The following is a 26800-nucleotide window of genomic DNA, read 5'->3' as shown; positions in this document are numbered from 1 at the left end:
TGGCTGTTGACTAGAGTTCTCGGGTCAGGAACTGGGCCCGTCCCTTCCCGAACGACCAATCTGCGTCGCCGTTCTCGACGAGAGAGACAATCAGGTCGTCTGGGGAAAGACCACACTCACGTTCCAGATCTGAGCACAGGCGCTGGTAGAACGCCTCCTTGTCGGCTTGCGTGCGCCGACGCGTGACGACGTGAAGCACGATCACGTTGACGCTGCGCTTCATTCCGAGCCCTGTGTCCTGAAGGACGAGCTCGTGCGGCGGATGCTGCGTAACGACGTGGTAGCGGTCGGTTTCGGGAACGGAGAACGAATTCACCATTGCTCGATGTGCTACGTCGAGCAGCAGCGCGATCTCTTCCTTGCTGCGGCCTTCGATGAGGTCAAACTTCAGCAGTGGCACGCTGCACCTGCTACTTTCCCGAGCTGATGCTCGACCTTCCTAGTAGTCGCTCGGCTTGTTCGACCGTCCGCTCCACGACCTCCTTGGCACTCAGAATGTCTCTGATCAGCCCAATCGCCTGTCCCACGGTCACGTTGGCGTACTCGTAGTCGCCCGAAGCGTAGGCTTCCTCGACGGCTGCCTTCTCCGCACTCTGGATCTGCTTGAGGGCCTCTTCTTGACCGTGCCAGCGCCGAATGAAGTCGTTGACCATCAAGCGGCCGGTATATTCCTCGGGCCAGTCCCGCGCCCTGGCGATGTCGTACACCGAAGTGCGTATGGTCTGGTCACCGCGGGCGGCCAAGACCTTGTGCATCGCGGCGGGGTGGATCAGTGCCTCCTGGGTCGCCCAGAACCTCGTTCCCATCAGCACGCCATCGGCGCCGAGCATCGAGGCAGCCGCGAGCCCTCGACCGTCGGCAATCCCACCAGCTGCGAGAAGCATCGTTTCCGGGCTCTTTGCTTGGAGATAGTCGGCGACCTCTGGCACAAACGTCATGGTCGTTTGGCGGTTGAAGCCGTGTCCTCCCGCCTCAGTTCCTTGCGCGACAACCACGGTCGCACCGATGTCGATGGCGCGCTGGACATGATCCAGCGTCTGCACCTGGACGATGATGGGTACCTTGGCATCGTGGGCGTACCTCGCAAAGGGTTGAGGGTCGGCGAAGGAGAACATGATGCACAGCGGCTTCTGTGCGAGTGCGTACTCGAGCAGGGAGACGTCACGAGCCATCGACCAAGTGATGAAGCCGCAACCAATCCTGGAGTTACCTGCGAGCTCGAACTCACGCCGCAGTGTGGCGTGATCACCGTAGCCGCCTCCCAACAGCCCGAGGCCGCCAGCATCCGCCACGGCAGCAGCGAGCGCCCCCCCGGACGCAGGATCCATGGGCGCAAGCGCGATGGGATGTTTGAGGCCGAACTTCTGCGTAAAGCGATTCGAGATCATCTGACGTTCCTTCTGTCTTCAAGGCAAGATTGGCTACCAGCTCGGATATTAGGGAGCCATTGCGGGAGGCGAGAAACGGTTTATTCAGATGCGATCAATCAGAATTTTGAATGCCTCCATGAGGGGCACTAAGGGGTGCATGCCTCACCGTAAGTGAGCATGTAGCCAGCACCGATGTGAGGCTTCATGCACGGGGTTGATCGACGGAGCGATGGCGAAGAGTTTCAGCAAGATTCTCCTCGCCCCCCAAAGGTGAAGACGACACCGGAACGTTCGGACGGCGTCGCACGCCACCAGGCGCGCCGCGCCCGGGACGTGCTGCGCGATGCAGCGGAGCCCTTCAAGGCGCGGTGCGTCGAAGCCGATCGACTGCTGAGCAAGGTGCTTGACGCAGCGCCGAAGAGCCTGCGTCCGAAGTGCGAAACGCGCTGCCGACCGACCACCAGCGCATCAGGGCGTTTCTGGGAGGTTTGCAGTCATTGGAATGTGGCTGCCGAGCGCACGATCCGGCCTTCGAGCAGTTGGGGCGCGTGGCGCCAGCTGCAGGCAGCGAAGGCGTACGAGCTGCCCCGGCGACTTTGCCCTGCCCGACGTTGGCGTCGTCTGGCACGATCTCGTGCGTGATGTGGATCCGCGCTTCGGCCTGCAGGCGTTCTCGCAATTCCCGACTTCCGGCGCGAGATCCACACGCTCTTGAGCTCTTGAGCTGCGATGTATCGGTGCATCAGCTGCAACGTGCGGTCTGGACCGGCAAGGTCGCATCCGAGCGCGGGACGGCGGCGCGACGAGATGAAGGCGATCTCTGGGTCCCATGCATTGCTGACGAACATCGTGCTCGCCTGGAGTATGCGGCCGGATGAGCGATGCGGTCGAGTGCGTGCGCAAGGACGGGATCGACATCGATCACCTGCGGGACTTGCGGCGCTCGGGCACGGCAGCAGCAGCAATAATGGACGTGAGCCTCCTCGCGGCATCTGCGATCTGATCCGTGGTGAATGCTCCCAGGCCCAAGATCAAGCCGGGGCGTCCGCTGCCACCCGCATACATGCGAGACACCGGGCGTACGGCTACGCCGGCTCTGGCTGCTTGAATGGAGACGGCTTGATCATCGATACCCGGGGCTAACCACAGCACCGAGTGCATGCCCTGGTCGCTCGGCTGCAGCCATGCCAAGTCATTTGGAAGTGCTTCCTGCAGGATTTGCGAAAGCTGGCTGCGGCACTCCGCATAGACACCCCGGATGCGCCGAATGTGGCGATCCAAATGCCCCTCGGCAATGTAGGCTGCCAGGACATGCTGGTCGGCGCTGGGGGGATGACGATCCAGCAGCGTGCGAGCCCCGCAGAATGCCTCGACCAGTCGCTGAGGCACGATGGCGTATCCGAGCCGAAGCGATGGAAAGAGAATCTTGCTGAAGGTGCCAAGATAGATCACGTGATCAGGATCAAGGCCCTGCAATGATGGGAAGGGATGTCCTGCGTAACGCAATTCGCTGTCGTAGTCATCCTCCACGACCCAGGCCGCGTTGGAACGCGCCCAGTTCAGTAGCGCGTTCCTGCGCGCCATACTCAACGGCATGCCGAGCGGATACTGATGGGACGGGGTGACAAACGCAGCGCGTGCGTCGGGACGCAGCCGCAAGCCCTCTTCGACGACCAAGCCTTCCGCGTCGACCGGAACGCGCACCATGCGGCCACTTGGCCCCAAGGTTTCCAGAATTGCCGTGATGCCCCAATAGGCAGGGTTCTCAACCCATGCAAAGTCCTCGTTGCCCAGGAGTGTCAAGCAAGAAAGATACAGCCCTTGTTGAGTGCCGGCAGTCACGATGATCTGGCCAGGGTCACAGTGCACGGAACGAGACCTTCGAACGTATTCGGCGATGGCCTGCCGCAATGGCAGGGCGCCCTGGGGGTCGCTGTAGCTGCTTGGCACGCCTTTCCCGCGAGCGCGAATCTGATTTCCCAGACGGCGCCATACCTCACCAGGAGCAGCGGCTCCAGCGGGCACGGACACAGCGAACGGCACTGGCGGCAACGGAAGGAATTGCCGGGCGATCGCAGCGAATGCCCCGGCTGGTGATGGCAATGGCAATGGCTTTGCAGTTGTCTTCGCCCTGCGCGCAGCGCCAGACACTGGACGTATGTCGGCTAACGATGAAGCTACGCGCGTGCTCCCGCCTCGTATGGCTTCGAGAAATCCTTCGGCGATCAGTTGTTCGAACGCCTCGAGGACGGTGCCGCGTGCGACGCCCAGCGACTTGGCGAGCGCACGCGTGGATGGCAGCACCTCCCCCGGCTGTAGGTCGCCCTCCTTCACCGCCTGGCGCAACTTCTGAGCGAGCTGCCGCCCTAGCCCGCCCATCTTGCGGTCCAGTTGCCCAATGGACGGCACCTCTGGGGTCTTTGCAGTTCTCGCCATGGGATTCTGGCCTCTTTAAATAGATGAATACTGGTCTACATCGCTGTGCCAGACCGAACGATACTACTTTGGACGGAAGGCTCATTTCGAGAGCTGATAGGACACAAGCGAGGCACCCCATGAGTGATTGCACGACAGCGAAAAGGGAAGTGGTGGCTTTCAAGAGTTGGCTCTGTGTCCTCTGTGGCTTCGAGTACCACGAAGAGCAAGGATTGCCTGACGAGGGCATCGCGCCCGGAACACGCTGGGAAGATGTGCCCGAGGACTGGGTATGCCCTGAATGCGGAGGCGGCAAGAGCGACTTCGAAATGATCGAAATCTGAACTGCATTCGATCCACGCATCGCGTCCGGCTTGAAACGCAAACTACTACAGAAGGTAAACATGTACGTTCCCGCCCATTTCGAAGAATCGCGTCCTGAGGTTCTGCACGACCTGATCGTCAAGAATCCTCTCGGCATTCTGTTCACGCATGGCAAGAGTGGTCTGGACGCCAACCATCTTCCGTTCGAACTGAACGCCAAGGAAGGCGCCATGGGGGTGCTGCATTCCCACGTTGCGCGCAACAACCCGGTGTGGCAAGACATCGCCAGCGGCGACGAAGTGTTGGTGGTGTTTCGTGCTGGGGATTCCTACATCTCGCCCCAGTGGTATCCCAGCAAGCATGAGTTCCACAAGCAGGTACCCAGTTGGAACTACATCGTGGCCCATGTCTACGGGCGCGCCACCATTCGGGACGATGAGCGATATGTCCGTGGCATGGTGGCTCGGCTCACCCGCACTCACGAGGCGTCGCAGCCAGTGCCATGGAAGATGACTGACGGTCCCAAAGACTACATCGACATGATGCTCAAGGCCATCGTCGGAATCGAGATCGAGATAACGCGCTTTGTGGGCAAGGCCAAGCTGAGCCAGAACAAGGAAGTGCGCGATATTCAAAGCGCCGGGGAAGCCCTGAATGCGAAAGGCGAGCGGATGATCGGTGACGCCATGTTGGCGTGTGCCGAAGCCAAGGCCGCTCAATAGACGCCTGGCGCGAACAGCACACCATGATCACCTATCCAGACCCCATCGTGATCGTTGGTGCGGGTCACAGCGGAGCCAGGGCTGCCGCCGCTCTTCGCAAGCATGGTTGGACCGGAGGCATCAGCCTGATTGGCGAGGAGCAGTGCCTTCCGTATGACCGTCCCCCGCTGTCCAAAGCGGTGCTTCTAGGCAAGAAGACAGGTGAACAGTGTGCCTTCTACGCTGCGCCCTGGTATGCGGAGAATGGTATCGAGCTGCTGCTCGCCCAGAGTGTTGATCGCATTGATCGAAATTCCGGACGCGTGGTCTTGGAGGGAGGACGAGACGTCGCGTACCACCGGCTCTTGCTGGCCACGGGGTCGAGTATCAATCCGCTCACAGTGCCAGGTGCGGATTTGAATGGGGTATTGCCCTTGCGTACGCCCCAACATGCTCATGCGATTGCAGATTCGCTTCAAAGCGGCTGCCGTCTGGTTGTCATCGGTGCCGGTGTGATTGGTCTGGAGGTTGCGGCTGCAGCGCTGGAGCGCGGTTGCACGGTCACAGTGCTCGAACGTGCACCTCAGGCCATGGGCAGGAGTGTGCCCGCCATCGTCTCGCAGGCGGTGGTGGCCGAGCATCAACGGCGAGGCGTGGATATGCGATTCGGCGTTGAGGTCGCGAAACTCGAGGGGGCGACCAGGGTGCAAGCCGTGCACCTTGCGACTGGCGAAGCCTTGGCATGTGACACTGTGGTCTATGGCCTTGGTGTCCGTCCCAATGTGAATCTGGCCGCGAGCGCAGACTTGTCGACCGACAACGGCGTACGGACCGATCAGTATCTGTGTACCGCCGATGACCGCGTTTTTGCGTGCGGCGATGTGTGCTGCTACGACAGCCAACGCTATGGGCGGGCGATAAGGTTAGAGAACTGGCGCAACGCCGAGGATCAGGCCGACACTGCAGCCCGAAATATGCTCGGTCAGCAACTTGCGTTTGACGCGGTGCCTTGGTTCTGGAGCAATCAGTACGACTTTGCGCTCCAGGTCGCTGGCCTTCCCTCCCTGGGTATCGAAACCAAGCTCGAGACGATTGGCCACTCCCGGTTGTTCCTCTCCTCCGATGCCGGGGGAGTTTTGCGTGGCGTGAGTGCAATGGGCTCGGTTCGAGACATTGCAGGCCCCATCAGGGAATTCAAGAGCTTGCTTGCAATGACTACAAGCCCATAGATCGAGCAGTTCGTAGCGGCTCGCCTAACCTCCGAACGACGTCGAACAAGAGTTCAGCCCCAAGAGCACAAAAAAAGGTAGACGAACATGCTCACAACGATCTCGACAGCAGTGCCGCCATTCCAGACCGTTGAGGAGGCGCAGGCGCATTTCGACGTGCGAGCGTCGCTGTACAACGAGCGCAACCTCGCGGCCATTCTCGACGGTCTTGAGGAGGACGTCGAAATCCGCTATGGCGATCTGCCGGTCATGCGTGGCAAACGGGAACTCGAGCCCTTCATCAGAGAGCGGTTGGCTTCCTTCACGTCCTACAACCTCAAGAAAACCGTCCGCCTGGTGCAAGGCAATGTGGTGCTGACGGAGCTGGATATCCAATGGGCAGGCGAGGCCTCGCAGGGACAGCCGCGCCGGACACGAGGATCTGAGATCTTGACCTTCCGCGGCAAGAAGCTTGCCAAGTGGGAGCTCGTTTCCTGCGATCGGCCGGGCAATCTCCCCTGAACTGCGCACACGAAATAGTACTGCGCTGAACCGTCTCCTATGGCGTTCGGACCATCGCCAGGGAGCGCCACGTCCGTTCCGAACTCGTTCGGCACGTTTCATGTATAGCGAGTTGGAGAATCTAATGAAACATATCAAAGCGTTGCTCCTCTGTCTCTGCGCCTCTCTCGTGCCTCAGGCGCGTGCGCAGAGTTATCCAACGCGTGCCGTCACGCTCGTCGTACCGTACGCTGCAGGTACGGGAGTGGATGGGTTGGCGCGATCCCTTGCGAGCAATCTCGGAAAAAGCCTTGGCCAACCGGTCGTGGTGGAGAACCGTCCGGGAGCAGGCACCAATATTGGCACTGCATACGTAGCTCGCTCGAAGCCCGACGGCTATACGCTGCTGCTCGCAGCCAACTCCGGCGTGGCTGCCAATAAGAGTCTTTACAGCCATTTGGGCTTTGACCCTCAGTCAGACCTCACGCCGGTCGCCTTCATTGGCAAAGGCGCCATGGTCGTATTGGCAACGCCCGCGTCAGGCGTGCGCAGCATGGAACAACTGGTCAAGCTTGCCAAGGCCGACCCCAGCAAGATCAACTTCGGCGCTGCCAACACTACTGCGCGCGTGTGGATCGATCTGATCAAGTCCGCAACCGGAATTCAGGCGCAAACCATCCTCTATACGAATGCGGGAGGCATGCTTAATGACTTGCTGGGAGGACAGATCAGCTTCTCCATTGAAAACACGGGAACCTCCCGAGCACTCATCAGCAGCGGCAAGCTGATCCCGTTGGCCGTGACCTCCAAGGCTAGGGGGAAGTTCAACGCGAACGTGCCGACGCTTTCAGAACTAGGAACCACGAACGTCGAGGTGGACACCTGGTACGCGGTGTACGCGCCCAAGGGCACTCCCAAGGAAATCGTCACGAAGCTGAATGCGGAAGTCAACGCGCTCCAAAGCAATGAAGCCTACATCCGTGCCTTGGACTTCGTCGAGTACGCCGGAGGCGGAGGCACACCCGAAGAGCTTGGGGCCTTCCAGGCGGCCGAGATCCAGAAGTGGCAACAGCTCGTGAATCAGACCGGCATTCGGCTCGACTAGGAGTGCGCAGAGATTGGTCCTATGCAGTGCCTCAAGTAGCCCTTCCTCTTCTGAGTCGAACGCTGACCAGTGAAGTGGGGCTGGTTTCGACGGAAGCAATGGCGAACGAATTGATTGTTGGAATGACAAGCGAAAGGAAGCGGAGATGGTCGATCAATTGGAACCCCGTCAGAAAACGACGGCACCTATCACGTGGGAAGCTGCCGAAGCGGCATTGAAGTTGTCTGAAGAAAGGTTCCAGGCAGGTGACGTGGAGGGCCTGATTTCGAAGTATCACGACGACGTGGTGATCCGTTTCGCGTCACTTCCCGATATCCATGGGAAAGAGGCCGCAAGGCGGTGGCTGCAAAAGCGTCTTGAGCGACAGATCAACTACACCCTCAAGAAGGTGCTGCTGTCCATCGACGGAGAGAAGGTGACAAGGAGCTGGACCGGGCAGTGGGTCGACTCGCGAACCAAGAAGAACATGGAAGGACGCGGGATTGAGTTCCTGCAGTATCGGGATGGAAGGCTCGCCCTCTGGGATGCGTGTTTCCACGTCTGGGAGGAGGGAAAGCGGCTGGAGAACGAGTACTTCGAACTGGCGTGATGGCTTTGCCAGCGTCTGCGGGAATGAAGGGGCGCTCAACGCGGTCCTTCGCGCCGCGCAATCGGAACCGACCCATGCACCCCTCTATCCAGTCTCCCCTTTCGGACGCCGATCCGCTTTGCCGCCTGGGCGCGGCAGAGCTGGTCCCGCTCTATCGCTCGGGCGAACTCTCTCCCGTCGAAGTCGCCCGTGCGGCACTCGCCAGGGCTGAAGCGATCAACAGCCTCTTCAACGCGTTCACGTACATCGATCACCAGGGCGCGATCGAGCAGGCCCGTTCGGCCGAGCAGCGCTGGCGAGCCGGGACACCGCTGTCGCCGATCGACGGCGTTCCGACCACGATCAAGGATATCGTCTGGGTCAGGGGCTGGGTGGTTCGCTTCGGTAGCTTGACGACACAGACGCAGCCTCAACGTGAGGACGCGCCAGCGGTCGGGCGACTGCGCCGCGCCGGAGCCGTCTTTCTCGGCCTGACCACGACGCCCGAGTTCGGCTGGAAGGCGGTCACGGACAGTCCCTCGAGTGGCATCACGCGCAATCCATGGATGCCCAACGTGACCGCGGGGGGGTCGTCCGGTGGCGCGGCCGTAGCGGCCGCCACTGGCGCCGGTGTCTTTCATCTCGCTACCGACGGCGGAGGATCGGCGCGCATTCCGGCCTCCTTCACCGCCACTGTGGGATTCAAGCCGACCTTCGCGCGCGTTCCCGCCTTTCCAGTGAGCGCGTTCGGAACCCTGTCCCATATTGGAGCCATCGCCAGGACCGTCGCCGACGCGCAGGCCATGTTCACGGTGATGGCGGGCAGAGACGTGCGCGACTGGACACAGTGTGCACACAGCCCTGCATCGTCTGAGCGTGGCCAGACCGCGCTCACTAGCGCGCGAGTTGGCTACTGGTCGCAGCCCGCTACGGGAAAGGTCGATCCAGAGGTCGCTCAGATCGTTGAATGCGCCGTTCGCCGAATCGAAGGCGCAGGCGCTTGTGTGGAGCCTGTGCAACTCCCCCGCGACGACGTCCTGGACATATTTCAGCACCACTGGCTCTGTGGCGCGGCGGCCCGCATCGACTCGATCCCTGAAAGAGATCGAAGCCGCGTTGATCCAGGGTTGCTGGAGGCAGCCCGTCTCGGCGGGCAGATGACCAGGGGACTCGTCTCCGCGCAGATGCGTCGAGCCGAATTCGGTAGCGCAATGGATCAGCTGCTGGGCGAGTACGACGTCCTCGTCTCGCCCGCCGCGGCGGTCGCCGCGTTCGAGGCGGGTCACGAGGCGCCGCCAGGCAGCGGTATGTCCCGGTGGACTGACTGGACCGGCTTCAGCTTTCCAATCAATCTGAGCCAACAACCCGCCACCGTTGTCCCTTGTGGTCTGACAAGCGACGGTCGCCCGATCGGCATCCAACTGGTTGGCGCTCGAGGCGAAGACGGCCGGTTGCTGTCGATAGCGGCCGCAGTCGCACAACTTCTCAACTCGCCATAGGTTCCTCGTGGCGAGCTGAGTCGCCGGCATCCCTTCTCCAACTGAAACACTCAAGGATTCAAAATGAATAGACGTGACCTGTTTGCGCTGGCCGCCGCTGGCATCGCCCCATTGTCGCTTTCTCGCTTGGCGTCGGCGCAAGCGGCCGAAGGCATCGAATTCGGCGCACCTTTCCCAATGTCCGGCCCATTCGCCGTCAACGGCAAGTACGGAGAGCTCGGTGTGCGCATGGCGATCCAGCGGTATGGGAGCGTGATCGGTCGTCGCCTCGGGTACAGTGTTTTTGATACGGAGGCAAAGCCGGCGACGGCTGTGCGCAAGGTGCAGGAGGCCGCACAGCAAAAGAACGCCAAGTTCTTTGTTGGCGGGATCCTGTCCCCCGAAGCGCTGGCGATGGGCAAGGAGGTCAACCGACTCGGGGGCGTTTTCTTCTGCTATTCCGGTGCAGACGAGATCACGGGCAAGGAATGCAATCCCGCGACGTTTCGGTGGCCAGTGCCTGCCCATGGCGCCATCGCCCAGACGGTGCGTCCGCTCATCGAGGCTCAGCCCAAGGCGAAGCGCTGGTACACCATCACGGCCCAATACGTCTTTGGCGAAGGAATGTTGGCCGCCACCAAGGATGTGCTCAAGGAGAAGGGCGTTGAGCTGGTCGGTAACAGCTACCACTCGCTGGCGGAGAAGGAGTTCAGCGGCTATCTGACCAATGCCATCGCAGCCAAGCCGGATGTCTTGGTGCTGCTCAACTTCGGTACGCAGTCAACCGATGCGCTGCGTCAAGCCATCAGCTTCGGAATGCACAAGAACATGACGATTCTTGTGCCCTGGACGTCCGGGTTGGAGCAGTTTCAGTCGCTCGGCGCAGACACCACAGAGGGCATCTACTTCGGTGCACAGTACTGGCACAAAGTCGATTCGCCGACCAACCGTGAGCTGATCACGCAGGTGACCAAGGAACTGAAAGTTACGCCGAACTACACCTTGGCAGCTGCTTACATTTGCACCAAATGCATCATCGACGCAATCGCCAAGGCGGGTTCGGCCGAGCCGAGGGCGGTGATCTCGGCGCTGGAGGGTATGAAGTACGCGGGCCTTACCGGCCAAGAGCAAATCCGCAAGGAAGACCACCAGGTCATCAAAGATTACTACTTGGTGCGCGGAAAAGCCAAGAAGCAGATGAAGGATGCCGACGACTATGTTGACGTGGTCAGTTCCGGCCAGTCCTTCCTGGCCGTCGAACAAACCGGCTGCAAGCTGAGCTGAGAAGCCGGCCGCGAACCACCGGAGTCGCCGCATATGAGTGTTTACTTTCTACAGACGGTCAATGGCATCGGCATAGGAATGTTGTACTTCCTGTTGGCCGTTGGACTGTCCATCGTTTTCGGCTTGCTCCGATTCGTCAATTTCGCCCACGGCGCTTTCTATCTGCTCGGCGCGTATCTTTGCTTTGAGGTCATAAGGCAAGGGATGAGCTTCTGGGCTGCCTTGCTCTTGGTTCCATTGCTCGCTGCCGCTGTTGGTTGGGCCGCCGAGAAGGCCCTGCTCCGACATGTCTACTCCAAGCCGCACGAGTTCCACATCCTCATCACGGTGGGCGTCGCGCTGATCATCCAAGAGCTGGTAATCGTGCAGTGGGGTCCGCTGGGCGACAGCGTGGCAGTCCCGTCGGGCCTGGAAGGCGTGGTCATGTGGGGCGATTTCATCTATCCCAAGTACCGTCTGTTCGTGATCGCCGTGACGGCCGGTTTGGCCGTATTGCTTTGGTGGGTGCTCGAAGGCACTCGTCTGGGCAGTGCGGTGCGCGCCGGGAGTGAGTCGCCTGAGATGGTCTCTCTGCTCGGCATCAACGTCTTTCGCCTCTTCAGCTTGGTTTTTGCGCTCGGCGCGGCGACTGCGGCGATCGCGGGTGTCCTTGCGGCACCCATCCGGGGCGTCGAACCGTTCATGGGCATCGAAGCGTTGGCGGTCGCGTTCGTTGTCGTGGTAGTCGGTGGCCTGGGAAGTTTCACAGGAGCACTCGTCGGCGGCATTCTCATCGGCGTCGTGCAGAGCGTGATGAGCACCCTTTGGCCCGAGGGTGCCCGTCTGATGATCTATGTTGCCATGGCCGCGGTTCTGCTCCTGCGCCCCAATGGCCTGCTTGGAAAGCGAGGCTGAACCATGCGCCGAAATCTTGATATCGCAGTCGCGTTCGCCGTGGTGCTGGCGCTGCCGCTCCTGTTGGGTTCTGGCTCCTTGGCGAGCGAAGTCCTGATCTATGCGTTGGCCGTTCTCGGTTGCAACCTGCTGCTGGGCTATACCGGATTGCTGTCCTTCGGGCAGGGTATCTTCTTCGGGCTCGGCAGCTACGCGATCGGCCTGATGTTGACTCGCACCGGGATGCCAATGCCCCTTGCGCTGGTGGCCTCCGTCGTCGTCGGGGGCCTCGCGGCGGGCCTGGTTGGCATCGTGTCGATTCGACAGAAGGGAACCTACTTCGTCATGCTGACACTCGCCTTCGCACAGATGTTCTACTTTCTGGCGTACAGCGCTCCCTCCCTGACCGGAGGCGACAACGGGCTGCTCAACATACCGAGACCGCCTGTGTCGGTGTTCGGAGTGGTTATCTGGAACAACACCACGGCGTGGCAGTTCTATACGATGGTTGCGGTCATCTTCCTGTTGGTCTTCGTCGCATTGCACCGGGTGACGACATCGATCTTCGGGCGCACGTTGCTGGCGATCCGGGACAACGAGGTGCGCGCCAGTGCCATCGGCTACAACGTAGCGCGCTTCAAGTTGCTCGCTTTCATGCTCTCGGGCGCTGTGACGGCGTTGGCCGGAGGACTTAACGCGATGATGGTCGGTGTTGCACCGCTCGCGAACGCCGAATTTCATGTGAGTGAAATGATCCTCGTGATGACGGTGATCGGTGGCGTTGGCAATCTCGCCGCGTCGTTGATCGGTGCCTTGTTCTACGTGCTCGCAGCCGATTGGCTATCCACGCTGTGGCCGCGCTGGCTGATGCTGCTGGGCGTGCTTCTCGTAGTCATCAGCCTGGGTATGCAGCGGGGCTTGTGGGGGCTTGTCGAAGACGCCTTCCGCGCCGTGGCGGCGAGACTCACGAAGGCCGGTGCGAATCGGGTTGAGGAGAAGCGGGTATGAGCACTGAATTCCTTCTGGAGGCACGGCAGGTCACCAAACACTACGGCAAGTTCGTGGCCCTGGGTGGCGTGGACCTGCGAGTGAGGCGCAACACCGTGCACTCGGTCATCGGTCCCAATGGGGCGGGCAAGACGACGCTGTTCCACATGCTCACCGGCACGCTGGGTGTGACCGGCGGCAGCATCACCTTCGATGGTCAGGACGTCACCCGCGAACCCGTTCACGTAAGGGTGCGCAAAGGCATGGCCAGGTCGTTCCAGGTTACGAGCCTCTTTCCCACCCTGACGGTGCGCGAGAACTTGCGATTGGCGGCGCAGGGTGTGAATGCAAAACGAGCGTTCAATCTCTGGCGCTTGCCGCAGGGCCGGTGGTCTTGTGCAGAGCTGGTGGATCGGGTGATCGAGCGCCTCGGTCTTCAAAACCAGGAACGCTCAGCGGCCGGCTCGCTGTCGCATGGTCAGCAGCGTCGGCTGGAGGTTGGAATGGCCCTTGCGGCCCAGCCCAAAGCGATCTTCCTGGACGAACCCACCTCCGGCATGGGGATCGACGATCTGGACGACATGAAGACATTAATTGCCGATCTGGGTCGCGACTATACGGTCGTCTTGATCGAGCACAACATGGGGATCGTCATGGACATTTCCCACACAGTGACGGTGATGCAGCAGGGACAGGTGCTGGTGGAGGGCGCACCCAATGCGGTGCGTGACGACGAGCGCGTGCGAACTGCCTACCTGGGCAGCATGATCACGGGAGGCCGCAAATGATTCTTCGCCTGGATCGGCTGCACAGCCACTATGGCAAAAGCCACGTTCTGCAGGGCATTGATCTGCAGGTCGGGGACGGGGAACTGGTGACCCTGCTCGGCCGAAACGGGGCCGGAAAGTCCACCACGCTCAAAACGATTGCGGGCGCTGTCCGAGCCACGGGCGGCAAGATCGTGTTTTCCGGCGTCGAGCTGCAAGGCTTGCCTTCCCATCAGATCGCGTCTCGCGGTGTTTGCCTCGTGCCCGAAGACCGAGGAATCTTCAAACTCCTGACGGTCGAAGAAAATCTTCTGCTCGGTCAGAGGCGCGGTTCCCCGTGGGCACTAGCCGACATCTATCGAATCTTTCCGCGCCTGCACGAGCGCCGCAAGAACGGCGGCGGGCAGCTCTCTGGTGGGGAGCAGCAGATGCTCTCGATCGGACGCGCGCTGCTCAACAACCCCAAGCTTCTGATGCTGGATGAACCGGTCGAAGGGCTGGCACCGGTCATCGTCGATGAAATCGTTGTCCAGCTCAAGGAGATCCGGCGTGCTGGCGTGGCGGTCCTGCTGGTGGAGCAGAACCTCGAGGTCTGCACGCAATTGGCCGATCGGCACTACGTGATCGAGCAAGGGACGATCGTGTACCAGGGCAGCAACGCGCAATTCTTGGCCGACGAGGCCGTCAAGGATCGGTACCTCAGCGTCGGGGCTGCCTGACCATTGCAACTCATCTCCTCAATTGGAAGCAGCTATGCATACTCTCCTGAAACAGCATCAACAGCCGTCCCGCAGCCTGGATCCGCAATGGATCGATGCCTGCTGGATGCCATTCACCGGAAACCGGCAGTTCAAGGAGTTCCCGCGGGTCATCGTCGAAGCCAAAGGAGCGTACTTCACGGATGCAGATGGCCGGAAGATCTTTGACGGGCTTTCGGGCCTGTGGTGCTCGGGACTGGGGCACGGGCGGCCCGAGATATCCGAGGCTGTCTCGAGGCAGATTGCGAAGCTGGATTACTCGCCCGCCTTCCAGCACGGCCATCCTGCGCAGTTTGAACTCGCGAACAGGATCAAAGCGCTCATGCCGCAGGGGCTTGACCATGTGTTCTTCACCAGTTCTGGCTCGGAGGCGGTGGATACCGCGCTGAAGTTGGCACGAGCCTACTGGCGTCTGCGGGGGCAAGGGACCAAGGCCCGCTTCATCGGTCGGCAAAAGGGCTATCACGGGGTCAATTTCGGTGGACTATCCGTGGGGGGCATCAGCGGTAACCGCAAACTCTTTGGCCCTGGTGTGGATGCCGACCATCTTGCCCACACTCAGCTTCCAAGCAACGCCTTTGTCCGCGGGCTACCGCAGGACGGCGCCGAACTTGCCAACGAGCTGATCGACCTGATCGCTTTGCATGATGCGTCGAACATTGCCGCCGTGATCGTCGAGCCGATCTCTGGTTCCGCCGGCGTGATCCTGCCGCCCCAGGGCTATCTGCAGCGGCTGCGGGAAATCTGCACGGCGCACGACATTCTGCTGATCTTCGACGAGGTCATCACCGGATTTGGCCGGCTTGGCACGATGACGGGCGCAGAAGCATTCGGGGTCGTGCCGGACATGATGACCATCGCCAAGCAGGTGACGAATGGCGCGCAGCCGCTGGCCGCAGTCGTCGCTTCGAGCAATGTCTACGATACGTTCATGGGTGTGGCTTCTCCGGAGTTTGCGGTCGAGTTTCCTCATGGCTATACCTATTCGGCCCATCCGGTCGCTTGCGCGGCAGGTATCGCGACGCTCGACGTGCTTGTGAACGAAGAGATGGTCGGTCGCGCTGCGGCCCTTGCACCATACTTCGAAGATGCCGTGCATTCCCTCGCCCAGGCGAAGCACGTCATTGATATCCGCAACTTTGGATTGGCTGCCGGCATCGGTATCGCGGCTACGCCCGACGCGCCGGGCCGTCGACCCTATGACATTGCCAGGGCGTGCTGGAGCAAGGGCTTCTATGTTCGCCAGGGCGCAGACTCGATCCAGCTCGCGCCACCGTTCATTGCGGAGAAGGCGGAGATTGATCGTCTCGTCGAGGCCCTCCATGACGCACTCGTCGAGACGCGTTGATGCATGACATTGTCGATTCTTCTGTAGCAGGGGAGAAATGACCCTTGGCATGGATTGAACCCGTGGAATTGATCGGCGAGGCAGTCGCGCTCAGGCCTCTGGCCTGTCGACATGCCGCTGCACTAAGCGAGGCTGTTGCCGATGGTGAGGTATGGAATCTCTGGTACACAAGAATACCGGCACCTGACAAAGTTGAGGCTGAGATCGAAAGGCGGCTGGCTTTGCAGGAAGCGGGAAGCATGCTTGCGTTCGTCGTAGAAGAGAAGCAGACCGCTCGCGTCCTCGGGATGACCAGCTACATGAATATTGAGCCTCAGCATCGGCGTTTGGAGATTGGCTCGACCTGGTACCGAGCATCAGCCCAGCGCACTGGGGTCAATACAGAATGCAAGGAGCTGCTGCTCAAGCACGCGTTCGAGACGCTGTCTTGTATTGCCGTCGAGTTTCGAACGTCTTCCTTCAACTTGCGCAGCCGGGCCGCGATCGAACGACTTGGTGCCAATCTGGACGGCATTTTGAGAAGCCATCAGATTGTCGAAGGCAATTTGCTGCGGGATACGTACGTGTACAGCATTGTTGCGACTGAGTGGCCCGCCGTACGACGGAACCTGCAGTGGCTGCTCAGTCGGCGGTAGGGACGGAGGCCACGAGGAAAGTTGCCGCACATCACATGCAGGCAGCAGCGCTTAAAGGGCTAAGCAAGGCGTCCAGAGGACCGGGGAAGCCACTCACCGCGGCGAGACGCACGCGGGCTAGCAAGGACGGCTCGTGTCGGCGGGTTGGCCTGGAGCCCGAGCGGTGTGCTGGCCTTGCCCGCGGCGCGCAGCAAGTCGCCGGTGGAGATATGAGGAATGCCGTACTTCTGGCAAATGAACCCGGGCCTGCGTACCTTTGCCTGCACCGGGGCACCTAACAACGCGGCATGCGGCAGCAACTCGCCCAAAGTCTGTGACAGGCTGCGCAGCTTTCCCTGTGCCGGCTGGGCGCCAAGCTCGACGGCATCCTGCGCAGATCGTCGAGGGCGACGATGTGCTGCGCGCCACGTACGTGTACAGCATCATCGCGTCCGAGTTGCCGGCCGTGCGGAAGAAGCTCGCTTTGCGCCTCGCGAAGGGGTCGGGGTCCTCGTTGCCCGCGGACTGATGGCGTGTGGGCTGCGAGCGCGCGCCTCGTCCGCGAACAAGTTGGCGAGCTTCCTGGCCGCCGCATCGAGGTCGGCCTCGGGAAATCCGCCGAACCCGAGCACGAAGCCCGGTCGGCCGGCGCCGCCGGCGAACATCGGCGAGACCGGACGCATCGCGATTCCAGCGGCCGCTGCACGCGAGGCCAACTCGACATCGTTCTCAGCTCCGCGCAGCCGCACAACCACGTGCATGCCCTGGTCGCTTGGCTGCAGCACCACCCAGTCGTTCAGCCAGCGCTCGATCGCTGCGATCAGCGCGCTCCGACGTGAGGCGTAAACCGCCCGGATCCTTCGCACGTGGGCCTGCAGATGGCCCTCCTGCATGTACGCAGCGAGCACGTGCTGCTCGGCAGTCGGTGGGTGTCTATCGATCAGTGCGCGTGCGCCGATGAAGGCTTGCACCAATCCGTCCGGCACCACCGCATACCCCAAGCGCAAAGATGGATAGAGGATCTTGCTGAAGGTGCCCAGGTAGATGACGCGCGCTGGATCCACGCCCTGGAGCGACGGGAAGGGGTGACCGGCATACCGCAGTTCGCTGTCGTAATCGTCTTCGACGATCCAGGCGTTGGCGCGACGCGCCCATGCCAGCAACGCTGTGCGCCGTGCCATGCTCATTGGCATGCCGATCGGATAGTGGTGCGATGGCGTCACGAACGCGGCGCGCGATTCTGGTGCCGCCCGCGTCCCGGCCTCGACATCGATGCCCTCGGTATCCACCGGCACCCGCAGCACGCGCGTACCCATGCCCAGCCCTTCGAGGATGGAGATCAGCCCCGGGTAGGCAGGATCCTCGGCCCACATCGTGTCGCCCTCACCGACGAGGAGGCGTGCGGCGACATACAGCCCTTGCTGCGTGCCGGAGGTGATGACGACTTGCTCCGGGTCGCAGCGGACGGCCCGCGCCTTGCGCATGTGTTCCGCGACGGCGCGCCGCAGGCTCAACAATCCTTGCGGGTCTCCGTACCCCCCAGGAGCGCCATTGCCCATCACACGAAGCTTGCTGCCCAGACGGCGCCAGGTGTCGTCGGGGGCCGCCGCACCCACTGGCACCGTCACGGCGAACGGAACCGGTCGTTGCGGTGCGAATCAGCGGGCGACATCGGCAAGCTGCCGAGCGACTGGCGACAGCTTTGTCTCAACATGGTTTGGGGTCGTGCATTCATGGGGCGGCTGAGCAAGGGGCGCGCTGCCCTGAAGAGCCATCGAAACACGGGTTCCGGTCCCGGTGCGCGCCTCGAGAAAGCCTTCGGCAACAAGCTGATCAAAGGCCTCCATCACCGTGCCCCTGGCCAGCCGCAATGCATTGGTCAGCGTGCGCGTCGAGGGAAGCGGTTCGCCTGGCTTGAGCTCTCCGTTCTTGATGGCATTGCGCAGGCCATGAGCCAGCTGGCGCCCGACTTGTCCTGAATTGCGGTCAAGGGAGCCCAGCGACGGAATCTCTACGGTGGTGGGTCTGCGTGGCATGGATAGTGGTCTATCCAAGTTTGTCCCAAAGTGGCTCTTTGATCTAAACCATTCCCACCGAAGATGTCGTCACCGAACGGCTCCGGCAGCCAGGGCCCCGCACCGAGCCGGGAGCGTGCGGCCGCATCCAGAACCCAGTATCGAACACGAGGTAGGAGTCACCATGTTGAAGACCATTCTCAGCCGCTTTGCCGCGGGCGCGCTTGCCGCGACATTGGCATTCGGAGCCCACGCACAGTCCGGCAAGCCGGCCGAGCTGAAACTCGGCATCACCACGTTCCTCACGGGACCCGCGTCGGTCTTTGGCCTGTCAGGCAAAGCAGCCGCCGAGATACTCATCGAGGACATCAACGCCAAGGGCGGGATCGCTGGCGTGAAGATCGTGCCGATCTTCATCGACGAAGGCGTGGGCGGCGACCGGTTGCTGTCGGAATACCGGCGTCTCGTTCAGGAACAGGGCGTGCGGGTGATGCTCGCGTCCATCTCAAGCGGCAGCTGCAACATCATTGCGCCCGTGGCCGAGGACCTGAAAGTCGTCAACATCATGTGGGACTGTGCGACGCAGAAGATCCTGGAGGATCGGCGCTACAAGTACGTGGTCCGCAGCCAGGCCAACACGACCACAGAGCAGGTATCGGGCATCCTCTACCTGCTGCGTAAGCATCCCAACTTCAAGACAATTGCGGTTGTGAACCAGGACTACGCCTATGGCCGGGACTCCTGGGAGATGGCGCTCACTGCATTGAAGGCACTAAAGCCGGACGTGCAGGTGGTGGCCGAACTGTTCCCCAAGTTCGGTGCGACGGACTACTCGACGGAGATCAGCCGCCTTCAGGCGCTGCGTCCGGACGTGGTGTTCACCACCTCCTGGGGTGGTGACTTGGATACCTTTGTCCGCCAAGCCGCTCAGCGTGGACTGATGCGCAACTCGCAGTTCGTTCTGGCGCAGGGGGAGAGCTCACTCGAGCGTCTTGGCAATGTGCTCCCTGAAGGTGTGATTGTCGGTGCCCGTGGTGACCACTATTTTCTGCATCCGCAAGTCAAGGACGACCCGAAGTTCAAGGCATTTGTCGAGCGCTTCAAGCAGCGCACGGGTGCCTACCCCATCTATTCAGCTTTCCACATGGCTCAAGCTCTCGCCGCCCTCCAGGTTGGTTACGAGACAGCAATCAAGCGCAACAAGGGCGCCTGGCCGACGGAGGAGCAGGTCGCTGACGCGCTGCACCAAGCCGAGTTCACCGGGCTGACCAACAAGGTCCACATCCGCGAGGACGGGCAGGGACTTGAGTGGCAGATGTGGGGCGTGACGAAGAAGGTGCCGCAGTACAACTTCGCCGTGCTGGACCAAATCACGATGTACCCGCCCGAGCTCGTGACCGCGCCGGTCGGACAGAACTCGCTGAAGTGGGTCTCGACGCTGAAGCCGTCCGTCGTCCACGACAAGAGCATCGTGACCTTCCCGGCCAACGGCGCCGCGTCCAAGTGAACGCGCAAACCGTGCTGCTCGCAGTCCTGGACGGGCTGTCCTACAGCGCACTTCTATTTCTCGTTGCCGTCGGCATCACGATCATTTTCGGCGTGATGAACATCATCAACATGGCTCATGGGAGCACGTTCGCCATCGGCGGCTACCTCACCGCGACGCTGGTCGCGACCGTGGCGTCCATTCACTTCTCGCCGTACTGGTCGGTGCTCCTGATCCCGCTGGCCGCCATCATCGTGGGCGGCCTGCTGGGCGGGCTGCTCGAGCGGCTGCTGATACGTCGGATCTACGACAAGGATCCGGTCCTGCAGCTGCTCGTGACGTTCGCGGCGTTCATGATCTTCGAGGATCTGCAGCGCATCGTTTGGGGTGGGACGCCGTACTCGACTGGTGAGCTCGTCACGGCGTTGGGCGTCGTCGACATCTTCGGGATCACGTACACCACGTACCAATTGCTGGTCTTGCCCGGCGTGGCCTTGGCCGTCTTCTTCGGGCTGCGCATCGCGCTGCGCAAGACGCTGATTGGCCGCCAAGTGGTGGCAGTGGCCCACAACCGCGAGGTATCAACCACTCTCGGCATCAACGTCAAGCGGGTGTGCTTCCTGACGTTCGTCCTCGGCTCGACGCTCGGCGCGCTGGGCGGCGCGCTGTCCGTGCAGACCACCTCCTGGGTGCTCGGCATCGGTGCCGAGATGATCGTTCTCTCATTCGCGGTGGCTGCAACGGCCGGCCTTGGCCAGATCGAAGGCGCCCTGGTGGCTGCCGCGCTGATCGGCCTGGCGCGTTCCTTCTCGGTGTACCTGATGCCTGAGCTCGAAGTGCTGATGCCCTACATCATCATGACTCTCGTGCTGTTGATCCGTCCGCAGGGACTGTTCACGGTGGCCCAGGCGCGGAGGGTGTGATGGCGCAGATCCAAACCATCCCGCAGCGCGCCGCTGCCGCGCCGCGCACCGGCGCATTGGCCCGGCCGTCGCGCATCCATGTCGCCGCCGCACTGCTCGTGCTGGGCTCCATGTTGCTGCCGATCGCACTGCCGTGGCTGAAGACGCCGCTGCTCTTCGGAACCTCGTTTGGCATCGCGGCGCTCGGCGTCTCGGTGCTGATCCGCGCGGGCCAGGTCTCGCTCGGTCATGCGATGTACGCCTGCCTCGGCGGCTACTGTGTCGCGTACGGCTCGCGTTGGTTCAAGGGCGTCGACACGGTCTTGCTGATGGCGATGGGGACCGCGTTCGCCGCGCTGTGCGGCTTGGTCGTCGGCTCGTTCGTGGTTCGCTATCGGACCATCTTCTTCGGGATGCTCAACCTGGCGCTGTCGATGGTGCTCTTCGCGGCACTCGGCAAGTTCTTCCACTACACCGGCGGCACGGATGGGTTGCGCGTGACGCGATCGACCATCTTCGGGCAGGCGCTCGAGCGCGACGGCTTCGAGACCGTGCTGCTGTATCTGACCATTGCGCTGGCGATCGCGGTCGCCTACGGCGTGCACCGCTACTACCGATCGGTGGCCGGTCAGGCGCTGTCCGCGATCAAGACCAACGAGACGCGCCTGGAGTACGTTGGGTTCTGCACCTACCGTGTCTTTCTGACAGGCTACGTGATCTCGGCCGCCCTGTGCGGGCTTTCCGGAGCGGTGTTCGCCGTGGCGCAAGGCCTGGTGACGCCGGAGATGGGCTACTGGGTCCGGTCCGGGGAGTTCGTCTTCATCGCTATCCTCGGCGGCGTCGTCAGTCCGTTCGGCGCCTTCGTCGGCGCGGCGATCTTCGAGTTCGTGAAGCTGTATGCCGCCGCGTACATCACCGGTGCGTGGCAGCTGACGCTTGGCATCGTGCTCCTGGCAATGGTGTTCTCTGCGCCCGAAGGCATTGCAGGCCTGCTGCTGCGCAGCGCGCGCAAGCCCGAAGAAGGAAAGTGATGCCGGCTACGCTGCTGCAGACTGAGAGTCTCAATCTGGCGTTCGGCGCCATCGTGGTGGCCGACAACATCAACTTCGAGCTGCGTGAAGGCGAAAGGCTGGCGGTCATCGGCCAGAACGGAGCCGGCAAGACGACGTTCATCAACATCTGCACCGGCCTCATCAAACCACGCAGCGGCGTGGTTCGCTTCCGCGGCGAAGAGGTGACGGCGCTGCCGCCTCGGTCGATTGCCCGCAAGGGCATGGTGCGCTCCTTCCAGTTGCCGCAGCTCTTCCTGGAGCACACGCTGCGTGACTGCGTCCGCATCGCCGCGGCCGGCAAGACCGGGCGCCTGGGGATTTGGAGCGCGTTGGAAACGTCAGTGCCGTCGAAGACCGTCGACCACGTGCTCGAACTGGTTGGCCTGCGCGATCGTGGTGACGAACCGTGCAAGGCGCTGCCCGAAGGCCACCGCAAGCTGTTGGACATCGCCATGGCGATGGTCCTGGAGCCCACCCTGTTGATCCTCGACGAGCCCACCAGCGGCGTCTCGACGGAGGAGAAGCATTCACTGATGTCCACGATCATGGCTGCGCTCGACGCGCAGAAGATCACCACGATCTTCGTCGAGCACGACGTGGACGTCGTGGCGCGCTATGCAACGCGCGTCGCCGCCTGGATCTCCGGCCGCATCGCTGCGGACGGCCCGCCGCAGCAAGTGCTGGCCGATCCGGAGATCCGTACCAACGTGCTGGGAGAATGACATGCTGAAGTTAAGCGGAATCAGTATCCGCCTCGCAGGAATCACCGTGTTGCGACGCGTGACCTCGGAATCCCGGGCGGGACAGCTTACCGCCGTGGTCGGGCGCAATGGTGCCGGCAAGACGAGCCTGCTGCGAACGATCATGGGACTGATTGCGCTCGACGAGGGGCGTATCGAACTCAACGGTCAGGATCTGTCCGAAGTGCCCGCCCATGGACGTACGCGTATCGGGATCGGCTATGCCCCCGAGGATCGGGTCATGTTTCCCACGTTCACGGTCGAGGAGAACCTGCGCTTGCCATGCGAACTTCTCGGCGTGAAGCGGGCGGAAGTGGACCGCAGTCTGGAGCGAGCCGTCGAGGTCGTGCCGCAACTGAAGGATCTTCTGCCGCGTTCCGGATCCGCGCTGTCGGGCGGCCAAGGCAAGATGGCCGCCCTGGGCCGCGCGCTGATGGTCGGCCGCAGTTTGGTTCTGCTCGACGAGCCATTCCAGGGGCTCGCTCCGGTACTGGCCCACCAATATGCGGAGTCGCTGCGCAAACTGCGCACCCTGGCGCCGGAAGTTTGCGTGCTCGTCACCGAGTCGAACGGCAGCCTCCTGCGCGATCTGCCCGACCAGACCGTGTTCCTCGAACGCGGCGAGTGCCGCGTCGCAACCGCTGCGGAATGTGCACCGACGCACTGATCAAATCTCGCTGGGTGCTGGTACCTGGTGCTATTCTTCATACGCCAACTTCCCGTTGATGGTGCTTGTGAACGAAGAGATGGTCGGTCGCGCTGCGGCCCTTGCACCATACTTCGAAGATGCCGTGCATTCCCTCGCCCAGGCGAAGCACGTCATTGATATCCGCAACTTTGGATTGGCTGCCGGCATCGGTATCGCGGCTACGCCCGACGCGCCGGGCCGTCGACCCTATGACATTGCCAGGGCGTGCTGGAGCAAGGGCTTCTATGTTCGCCAGGGCGCAGACTCGATCCAGCTCGCGCCACCGTTCATTGCGGAGAAGGCCGGAGATTGATGGCCTTGTCGAGGCCGCCCTCCATGATGCACTCACCGAAACGCGTTGATGCCGAGTCACGAAATCGTGTTGCCAATGCAATCGCGATTGCTGGTGGGAGGTGACGTCACTCTAGGATTCGATCGAAAGTCTTTCGTGTCCGCCGCGGCCCGTTTCATCTTTCTTGCGTCTTCGCGGCCGAGGACGACAAGCAGCAGAACCCCGAATCCCATGACGAGCGCCGCAACGACGAGCGCGCCTCGATAACTGCCGGTGGCGCTCGCGATGTACCCCGCCATGGCTGGCGCTGCGATCTGAGCCACGCCGTAGCTGAGTGTCATGCGCGCCATGGCCCGGGCTGGATTCGCTGGAAAGTGTCTTCCGATGATCGCTAGGGTCAGGCTCACGATGCCGACGAACGTGCCACCATAGAGAACGGCGCTGAACATGTTTGTCCAGGCGCTGTCGCTGACGGCGGGCCAGGCGATCGAGATGGTTTGCAGGCCATAGGCGAGGATCAGTGCCGGAACTTGACCTACCGCATGCGCGATCCGGTCCCAAAGGAAGCAGGATGGCACTGCTGCCAGACCCACGAGCCCCCAGATCCAGGTTCCTCGACCCGACAGCATGGGCAGTTTTTCGAGGATGGCAACGATGAACGTTGCGCTGACGACATAGCCAAACCCGGCGCAGAAGTAAGCCGCGATCATCAGGTACATCCAGCGCGGTGAGGGTGCGCAAGGGACTGGCACCTGGGTGCGAACATTGATGCTCCGGGGGGCGGGGAGCCAGAACCATGCGGGCACGAAAAACACCGCTCCGAGCAACCCCAGCGTGATCCATTGAAACCTCCATGAATAGCTGCCCGCCAATGCGGCCAGCACCAAGCTGGAAACGATGATTCCCAGCCCGACCCCGGTGAAGTGCAGTCCCAGCTGGGGCTTTTGGTTGTGCCGGATCAGCCAGTTGAGGACGAGCCCGGATGCGAGCAGCAGGCCCGCGGTGCTTGAGAACCCGGAGATGAAGCGGAGGAAGCCCCAAAGACGGAAATCCTGGGTCATTCCCATTCCGGCGGTGCTGAGGACGGCCACCACCAGACCAAGCCGATAGAGGTGAAACTTGTGGTTCAGATTGCTGAGCGTGGATGCGATCAACAATCCAGCAAAATAGCCAAGGTAGTTCGACGTGGCCAACCATCCCCCCGCCAGACCCGAAAGTCCCGCTTCACTGCGCATGATCGGCAAAAGGGGGGTGTATGCGAACCGCGCTACGCCAACGGTCAGAACAAGGGCACTGATGCCCGCGGCGGTGACCCGCCAACGATCGAGCTCACTGCTTGTTGAAGGTGGGATGGTGGATGACTGCATCTGATTCGCTGAATGTTTGGTGAACGAATAATCGGGATGCTATGAACTATTGTCTTGCCCGTCTTTCGATGGGCAGACTACATGTATCGATGAGATGACAAGCAAAGCGAAGAGCACGCAGCAGGCCGACGGCTGGAGTTCCCTGGCTGTTCCGGAGATCGACACGCTGCCCGCGCCGGTCTTCCTGCGATCAGAGAGCCTGTCCCCACGGCAGATCTTTCCGGAGCATACGCACCGATGGAACCAGTTCGTGTATGCCAAGGCCGGGTCCTTGATCGTGACGGTGGAGAGCTCGCGGTACGTGATTACCCCCGAGCAGGCTATTTGGGTGCCCACGGGGGTATCGCATACCGTCGGCACCTTTTATGGCGCCGAGTTTCGAAACCTCTATGTGGCCGATCTCTCCCCTCTGGACATGCCGAAGGCCTGCACTGTACTCAGGGTGTCGCCGCTTCTCCGAGCGCTTGTCGTGGAAATGGAGGAGATTGAACGAGGGCACGAGAAGACCGCCTACATTGAGAAGATCAATGACTTGATCGTTGAGCAACTGCATCGCTTGCAAGTGCAGGACTTCCACCTGCCTTGGCCACGAAGCACCATATTGCGCAAGATCTGTGAATCCCTCTATGCCAATCCCGGTGACTCACGCGGCATGGAGGAATGGGGGAGCGAACTGGGTGCTTCTGCGAGAACGCTTGCACGGCGCTTCGAGAAGGAGGTAGGAATCACCTTGCGGGATTGGCGCCATCGCTTGCGACTTTTCCGGGCGCTGGAATGGTTGGGCGCGGGACGCAGCGTGACAACAGTTGCCCTCGAGCTCGGCTACGCTTCCACTTCGGCTTTCACCTTCATGTTCCGGCAGGAGATGGGATGTAGTCCTACCGAATGGGTTGCCAGGTGACGCAGCCTTGCGACGTGAGGAGTTCCAACTCGTCGACAGCGTTGTTTTCCAGGCCGAGGCGCGGCCTACAAAGAGGGAGCGGGATGCGCAGATGTTTCTTCCCGGCCTCCTAGGTCCACACCGCATCGAGCGCTGCCCAGGCCGCCGCAATGACGGGTTCTGCCGTGCGTTCGGCGCGGCACACGAAGCTCAGCTCGCAGTCGAGCGACACGCGGTCGGCAATGCACAGGCCACGTGCCTGCGCCTCGTGGATCGCGATCGAGTCGCGCACCAGCGACAGGCCCACTCCGCTGCGCACCAGGTCGAGCATCGAGGGCTCCTGGTCCACCATGGATACACGCCGAGGTTCCAAGCCCGTGAGCGATCCAGGGCCGAACACACGTTGCTGCAGGCGGTTGTGGACACTGGACGGTGGCGTGGCCAACCAGGGCAGCGCGGCCAGGGCTTTCCAGTCCTTGCCGCGCACCTGTGGACCCCAGCCCGCCGGCGCGAGCACGCGATAAGTGAAGCGCGTGAGTGCCTTGCGCGCCCAGGGGGCACCTACCGGGTGGTCGGGCAGGTCGAGGAAAAAGCCAGCGTCGATTCGGCCGCTGTCGATGAGAGCCAGAACCTCTCCGCTCATATCTTGGTGCAGCACCGTGTCGATCTGCGGGCTGGATTCGACGATCTGGCGCAGAAAAGCCCCCAGGCGTGTGAATTCGGGGTCCAGGATCGTCCCGATACGCAGGCGTCCGCGCACCGCGTTGTGCAGCGCGGCAGCGGCGCTGGCGAACTCACCCAGCCCGGCGAGCGCCTTGTCAGCCAGCGGGAGCAGCGCGGCGCCGTCAGGGGTGAGGGCCATGCCCTGAGGCGTGCGTTGGAAAAGCTTGAGACCCGTGGCACCAGCCAAGGCTTTGAGCTGCAGGCTCACTGCAGGTTGACTCAGGTGCAATCGCTCGGCTGCGCGCGAGACGTTGCCCTCGCGTGCCACAACTGTGAAGGCACGCAGGGCCTGAGGCTCAATGGGAAGGTGAGGTCGGGCCGGCATGACGATTATTTAAAAAACTTATATCAGAT

General features: G+C 61.8%; 25 protein-coding genes and 4 pseudogenes. 22 read left to right on the top strand and 7 right to left on the bottom strand.

The window, feature by feature from the left end; all coding sequences use genetic code 11:
- Positions 1–10: 10 nt before the first annotated feature.
- On the bottom strand, positions 11–400 hold the full coding sequence (locus ACSQ9I_RS39885) for a tautomerase family protein (RefSeq protein WP_436291206.1): 390 nt from the start codon (positions 398–400) through the stop codon (positions 11–13).
- A gap of 10 nt (positions 401–410) precedes the next feature.
- Positions 411–1388 carry an NAD(P)H-dependent flavin oxidoreductase gene (locus ACSQ9I_RS39880; RefSeq protein WP_436291207.1) on the bottom strand — a complete coding sequence of 326 codons (978 nt, stop codon included), beginning with the start codon at positions 1386–1388 and terminating at the stop codon, positions 411–413.
- Positions 1389–2042: 654 nt separating this feature from the next.
- On the opposite strand from ACSQ9I_RS39880, the pseudogene ACSQ9I_RS39875 reads away from it, so the two are divergent.
- Positions 2043–2319 (top strand): annotated as a pseudogene (locus tag ACSQ9I_RS39875) (Tn3 family transposase); the annotation flags it as partial.
- Here the strand turns inward: ACSQ9I_RS39875 and ACSQ9I_RS39870 are convergent.
- The gene (locus ACSQ9I_RS39870; RefSeq protein ID WP_436291208.1) at positions 2292–3806 is read right to left on the bottom strand and encodes a PLP-dependent aminotransferase family protein; all 1515 of its coding nucleotides are present in this window, start codon (positions 3804–3806) and stop codon (positions 2292–2294) included. The pseudogene ACSQ9I_RS39875 and the gene ACSQ9I_RS39870 sit on opposite strands and share 28 nt — an antisense overlap.
- A gap of 119 nt (positions 3807–3925) precedes the next feature.
- Between ACSQ9I_RS39870 and ACSQ9I_RS39865 the strand changes: the two genes are divergently transcribed.
- From ACSQ9I_RS39865 to ACSQ9I_RS39800, 14 genes are all read left to right on the top strand, one after another.
- Positions 3926–4129 (top strand): rubredoxin, encoded by a 204-nt coding sequence (locus tag ACSQ9I_RS39865; RefSeq protein ID WP_436291209.1) that lies wholly within the window; start codon positions 3926–3928, stop codon positions 4127–4129.
- A 60-nt stretch (positions 4130–4189) separates the two neighbouring features.
- Positions 4190–4831, top strand: coding sequence for an FMN-binding negative transcriptional regulator (locus tag ACSQ9I_RS39860; RefSeq protein ID WP_436291210.1), 642 nt, complete (start codon positions 4190–4192; stop codon positions 4829–4831).
- 23 nt (positions 4832–4854) lie between these two features.
- Positions 4855–6039 carry an NAD(P)/FAD-dependent oxidoreductase gene (locus ACSQ9I_RS39855; RefSeq protein ID WP_436291211.1) on the top strand — a complete coding sequence of 395 codons (1185 nt, stop codon included), beginning with the start codon at positions 4855–4857 and terminating at the stop codon, positions 6037–6039.
- Between the two features lie 87 nt (positions 6040–6126).
- The gene (locus tag ACSQ9I_RS39850; RefSeq protein WP_436291212.1) at positions 6127–6540 is read left to right on the top strand and encodes a DUF1348 family protein; all 414 of its coding nucleotides are present in this window, start codon (positions 6127–6129) and stop codon (positions 6538–6540) included.
- Between the two features lie 124 nt (positions 6541–6664).
- Positions 6665–7624 (top strand): Bug family tripartite tricarboxylate transporter substrate binding protein, encoded by a 960-nt coding sequence (locus ACSQ9I_RS39845; protein ID WP_436291213.1) that lies wholly within the window; start codon positions 6665–6667, stop codon positions 7622–7624.
- 145 nt (positions 7625–7769) lie between these two features.
- Positions 7770–8213 carry a nuclear transport factor 2 family protein gene (locus tag ACSQ9I_RS39840; protein WP_436291214.1) on the top strand — a complete coding sequence of 148 codons (444 nt, stop codon included), beginning with the start codon at positions 7770–7772 and terminating at the stop codon, positions 8211–8213.
- Between the two features lie 74 nt (positions 8214–8287).
- Positions 8288–9691 carry an amidase gene (locus ACSQ9I_RS39835; protein ID WP_436291215.1) on the top strand — a complete coding sequence of 468 codons (1404 nt, stop codon included), beginning with the start codon at positions 8288–8290 and terminating at the stop codon, positions 9689–9691.
- Between the two features lie 63 nt (positions 9692–9754).
- Positions 9755–10954 (top strand): ABC transporter substrate-binding protein, encoded by a 1200-nt coding sequence (locus tag ACSQ9I_RS39830; RefSeq protein WP_436317389.1) that lies wholly within the window; start codon positions 9755–9757, stop codon positions 10952–10954.
- A gap of 33 nt (positions 10955–10987) precedes the next feature.
- Positions 10988–11848, top strand: a complete 861-nt coding sequence (locus ACSQ9I_RS39825) for a branched-chain amino acid ABC transporter permease (RefSeq protein ID WP_436291217.1) — start codon at positions 10988–10990, stop codon at positions 11846–11848.
- A 3-nt stretch (positions 11849–11851) separates the two neighbouring features.
- Positions 11852–12835 (top strand): branched-chain amino acid ABC transporter permease, encoded by a 984-nt coding sequence (locus tag ACSQ9I_RS39820; RefSeq protein ID WP_436291218.1) that lies wholly within the window; start codon positions 11852–11854, stop codon positions 12833–12835.
- Positions 12832–13602 carry an ABC transporter ATP-binding protein gene (locus ACSQ9I_RS39815; RefSeq protein WP_436317388.1) on the top strand — a complete coding sequence of 257 codons (771 nt, stop codon included), beginning with the start codon at positions 12832–12834 and terminating at the stop codon, positions 13600–13602. The genes ACSQ9I_RS39820 and ACSQ9I_RS39815 overlap by 4 nt, the downstream gene beginning before the upstream one ends.
- Positions 13599–14300, top strand: coding sequence for an ABC transporter ATP-binding protein (locus ACSQ9I_RS39810; RefSeq protein WP_436291220.1), 702 nt, complete (start codon positions 13599–13601; stop codon positions 14298–14300). The genes ACSQ9I_RS39815 and ACSQ9I_RS39810 overlap by 4 nt, the downstream gene beginning before the upstream one ends.
- Before the next feature lie 34 nt (positions 14301–14334).
- Positions 14335–15687 (top strand): aspartate aminotransferase family protein, encoded by a 1353-nt coding sequence (locus ACSQ9I_RS39805; protein ID WP_436291221.1) that lies wholly within the window; start codon positions 14335–14337, stop codon positions 15685–15687.
- Between the two features lie 44 nt (positions 15688–15731).
- On the top strand, positions 15732–16322 hold the full coding sequence (locus ACSQ9I_RS39800) for a GNAT family N-acetyltransferase (RefSeq protein WP_436291222.1): 591 nt from the start codon (positions 15732–15734) through the stop codon (positions 16320–16322).
- Positions 16323–16468: 146 nt separating this feature from the next.
- Here the strand turns inward: ACSQ9I_RS39800 and ACSQ9I_RS39795 are convergent.
- Both ACSQ9I_RS39795 and ACSQ9I_RS39790 read right to left on the bottom strand, forming a co-directional pair.
- A pseudogene (locus ACSQ9I_RS39795) lies at positions 16469–16592 on the bottom strand (nucleoside monophosphate kinase); the annotation flags it as partial.
- Positions 16593–16744: 152 nt separating this feature from the next.
- Positions 16745–18337: pseudogene (locus ACSQ9I_RS39790) on the bottom strand (PLP-dependent aminotransferase family protein).
- A 163-nt stretch (positions 18338–18500) separates the two neighbouring features.
- On the opposite strand from ACSQ9I_RS39790, the gene ACSQ9I_RS39785 reads away from it, so the two are divergent.
- The 6 genes and pseudogenes from ACSQ9I_RS39785 to ACSQ9I_RS39760 form a co-directional block, all read left to right on the top strand.
- On the top strand, positions 18501–19823 hold the full coding sequence (locus tag ACSQ9I_RS39785; RefSeq protein WP_436291223.1) for an ABC transporter substrate-binding protein: 1323 nt from the start codon (positions 18501–18503) through the stop codon (positions 19821–19823).
- Positions 19820–20725 carry a branched-chain amino acid ABC transporter permease gene (locus ACSQ9I_RS39780; RefSeq protein ID WP_436317387.1) on the top strand — a complete coding sequence of 302 codons (906 nt, stop codon included), beginning with the start codon at positions 19820–19822 and terminating at the stop codon, positions 20723–20725. Before ACSQ9I_RS39785 ends, ACSQ9I_RS39780 begins: the two co-directional genes overlap by 4 nt.
- On the top strand, positions 20725–21735 hold the full coding sequence (locus ACSQ9I_RS39775) for a branched-chain amino acid ABC transporter permease (RefSeq protein WP_436317386.1): 1011 nt from the start codon (positions 20725–20727) through the stop codon (positions 21733–21735). Before ACSQ9I_RS39780 ends, ACSQ9I_RS39775 begins: the two co-directional genes overlap by 1 nt.
- Before the next feature lie 56 nt (positions 21736–21791).
- Positions 21792–22478 carry an ABC transporter ATP-binding protein gene (locus ACSQ9I_RS39770; RefSeq protein WP_436317385.1) on the top strand — a complete coding sequence of 229 codons (687 nt, stop codon included), beginning with the start codon at positions 21792–21794 and terminating at the stop codon, positions 22476–22478.
- 1 nt (position 22479) lies between these two features.
- Entirely contained in the window at positions 22480–23163 is a 684-nt protein-coding gene (locus tag ACSQ9I_RS39765; protein WP_436317384.1) for an ABC transporter ATP-binding protein, read from the top strand.
- A 55-nt stretch (positions 23164–23218) separates the two neighbouring features.
- Positions 23219–23546: pseudogene (locus ACSQ9I_RS39760) on the top strand (aspartate aminotransferase family protein); the annotation flags it as partial.
- A gap of 7 nt (positions 23547–23553) precedes the next feature.
- On the opposite strand, the gene ACSQ9I_RS39755 reads toward ACSQ9I_RS39760, so the two are convergent.
- Positions 23554–24843: a YbfB/YjiJ family MFS transporter gene (locus ACSQ9I_RS39755; RefSeq protein ID WP_436317383.1), complete on the bottom strand. Its 1290-nt coding sequence runs from the start codon at positions 24841–24843 to the stop codon at positions 23554–23556.
- Between the two features lie 94 nt (positions 24844–24937).
- Between ACSQ9I_RS39755 and ACSQ9I_RS39750 the strand changes: the two genes are divergently transcribed.
- Positions 24938–25744: an AraC family transcriptional regulator gene (locus ACSQ9I_RS39750; protein ID WP_436317382.1), complete on the top strand. Its 807-nt coding sequence runs from the start codon at positions 24938–24940 to the stop codon at positions 25742–25744.
- A gap of 109 nt (positions 25745–25853) precedes the next feature.
- Here ACSQ9I_RS39750 and ACSQ9I_RS39745 read toward each other — a convergent pair whose 3' ends face one another.
- Positions 25854–26771 (bottom strand): LysR family transcriptional regulator, encoded by a 918-nt coding sequence (locus tag ACSQ9I_RS39745; protein WP_436317381.1) that lies wholly within the window; start codon positions 26769–26771, stop codon positions 25854–25856.
- Between the last annotated feature and the right edge of the window lie 29 nt (positions 26772–26800).

The sequence above is a fragment of the Variovorax sp. LjRoot84 genome (assembly GCF_964254305.1).
Classification (GTDB): domain Bacteria; phylum Pseudomonadota; class Gammaproteobacteria; order Burkholderiales; family Burkholderiaceae_C; genus Variovorax.
This window is presented reverse-complemented; position numbering and strand designations above follow the sequence as displayed.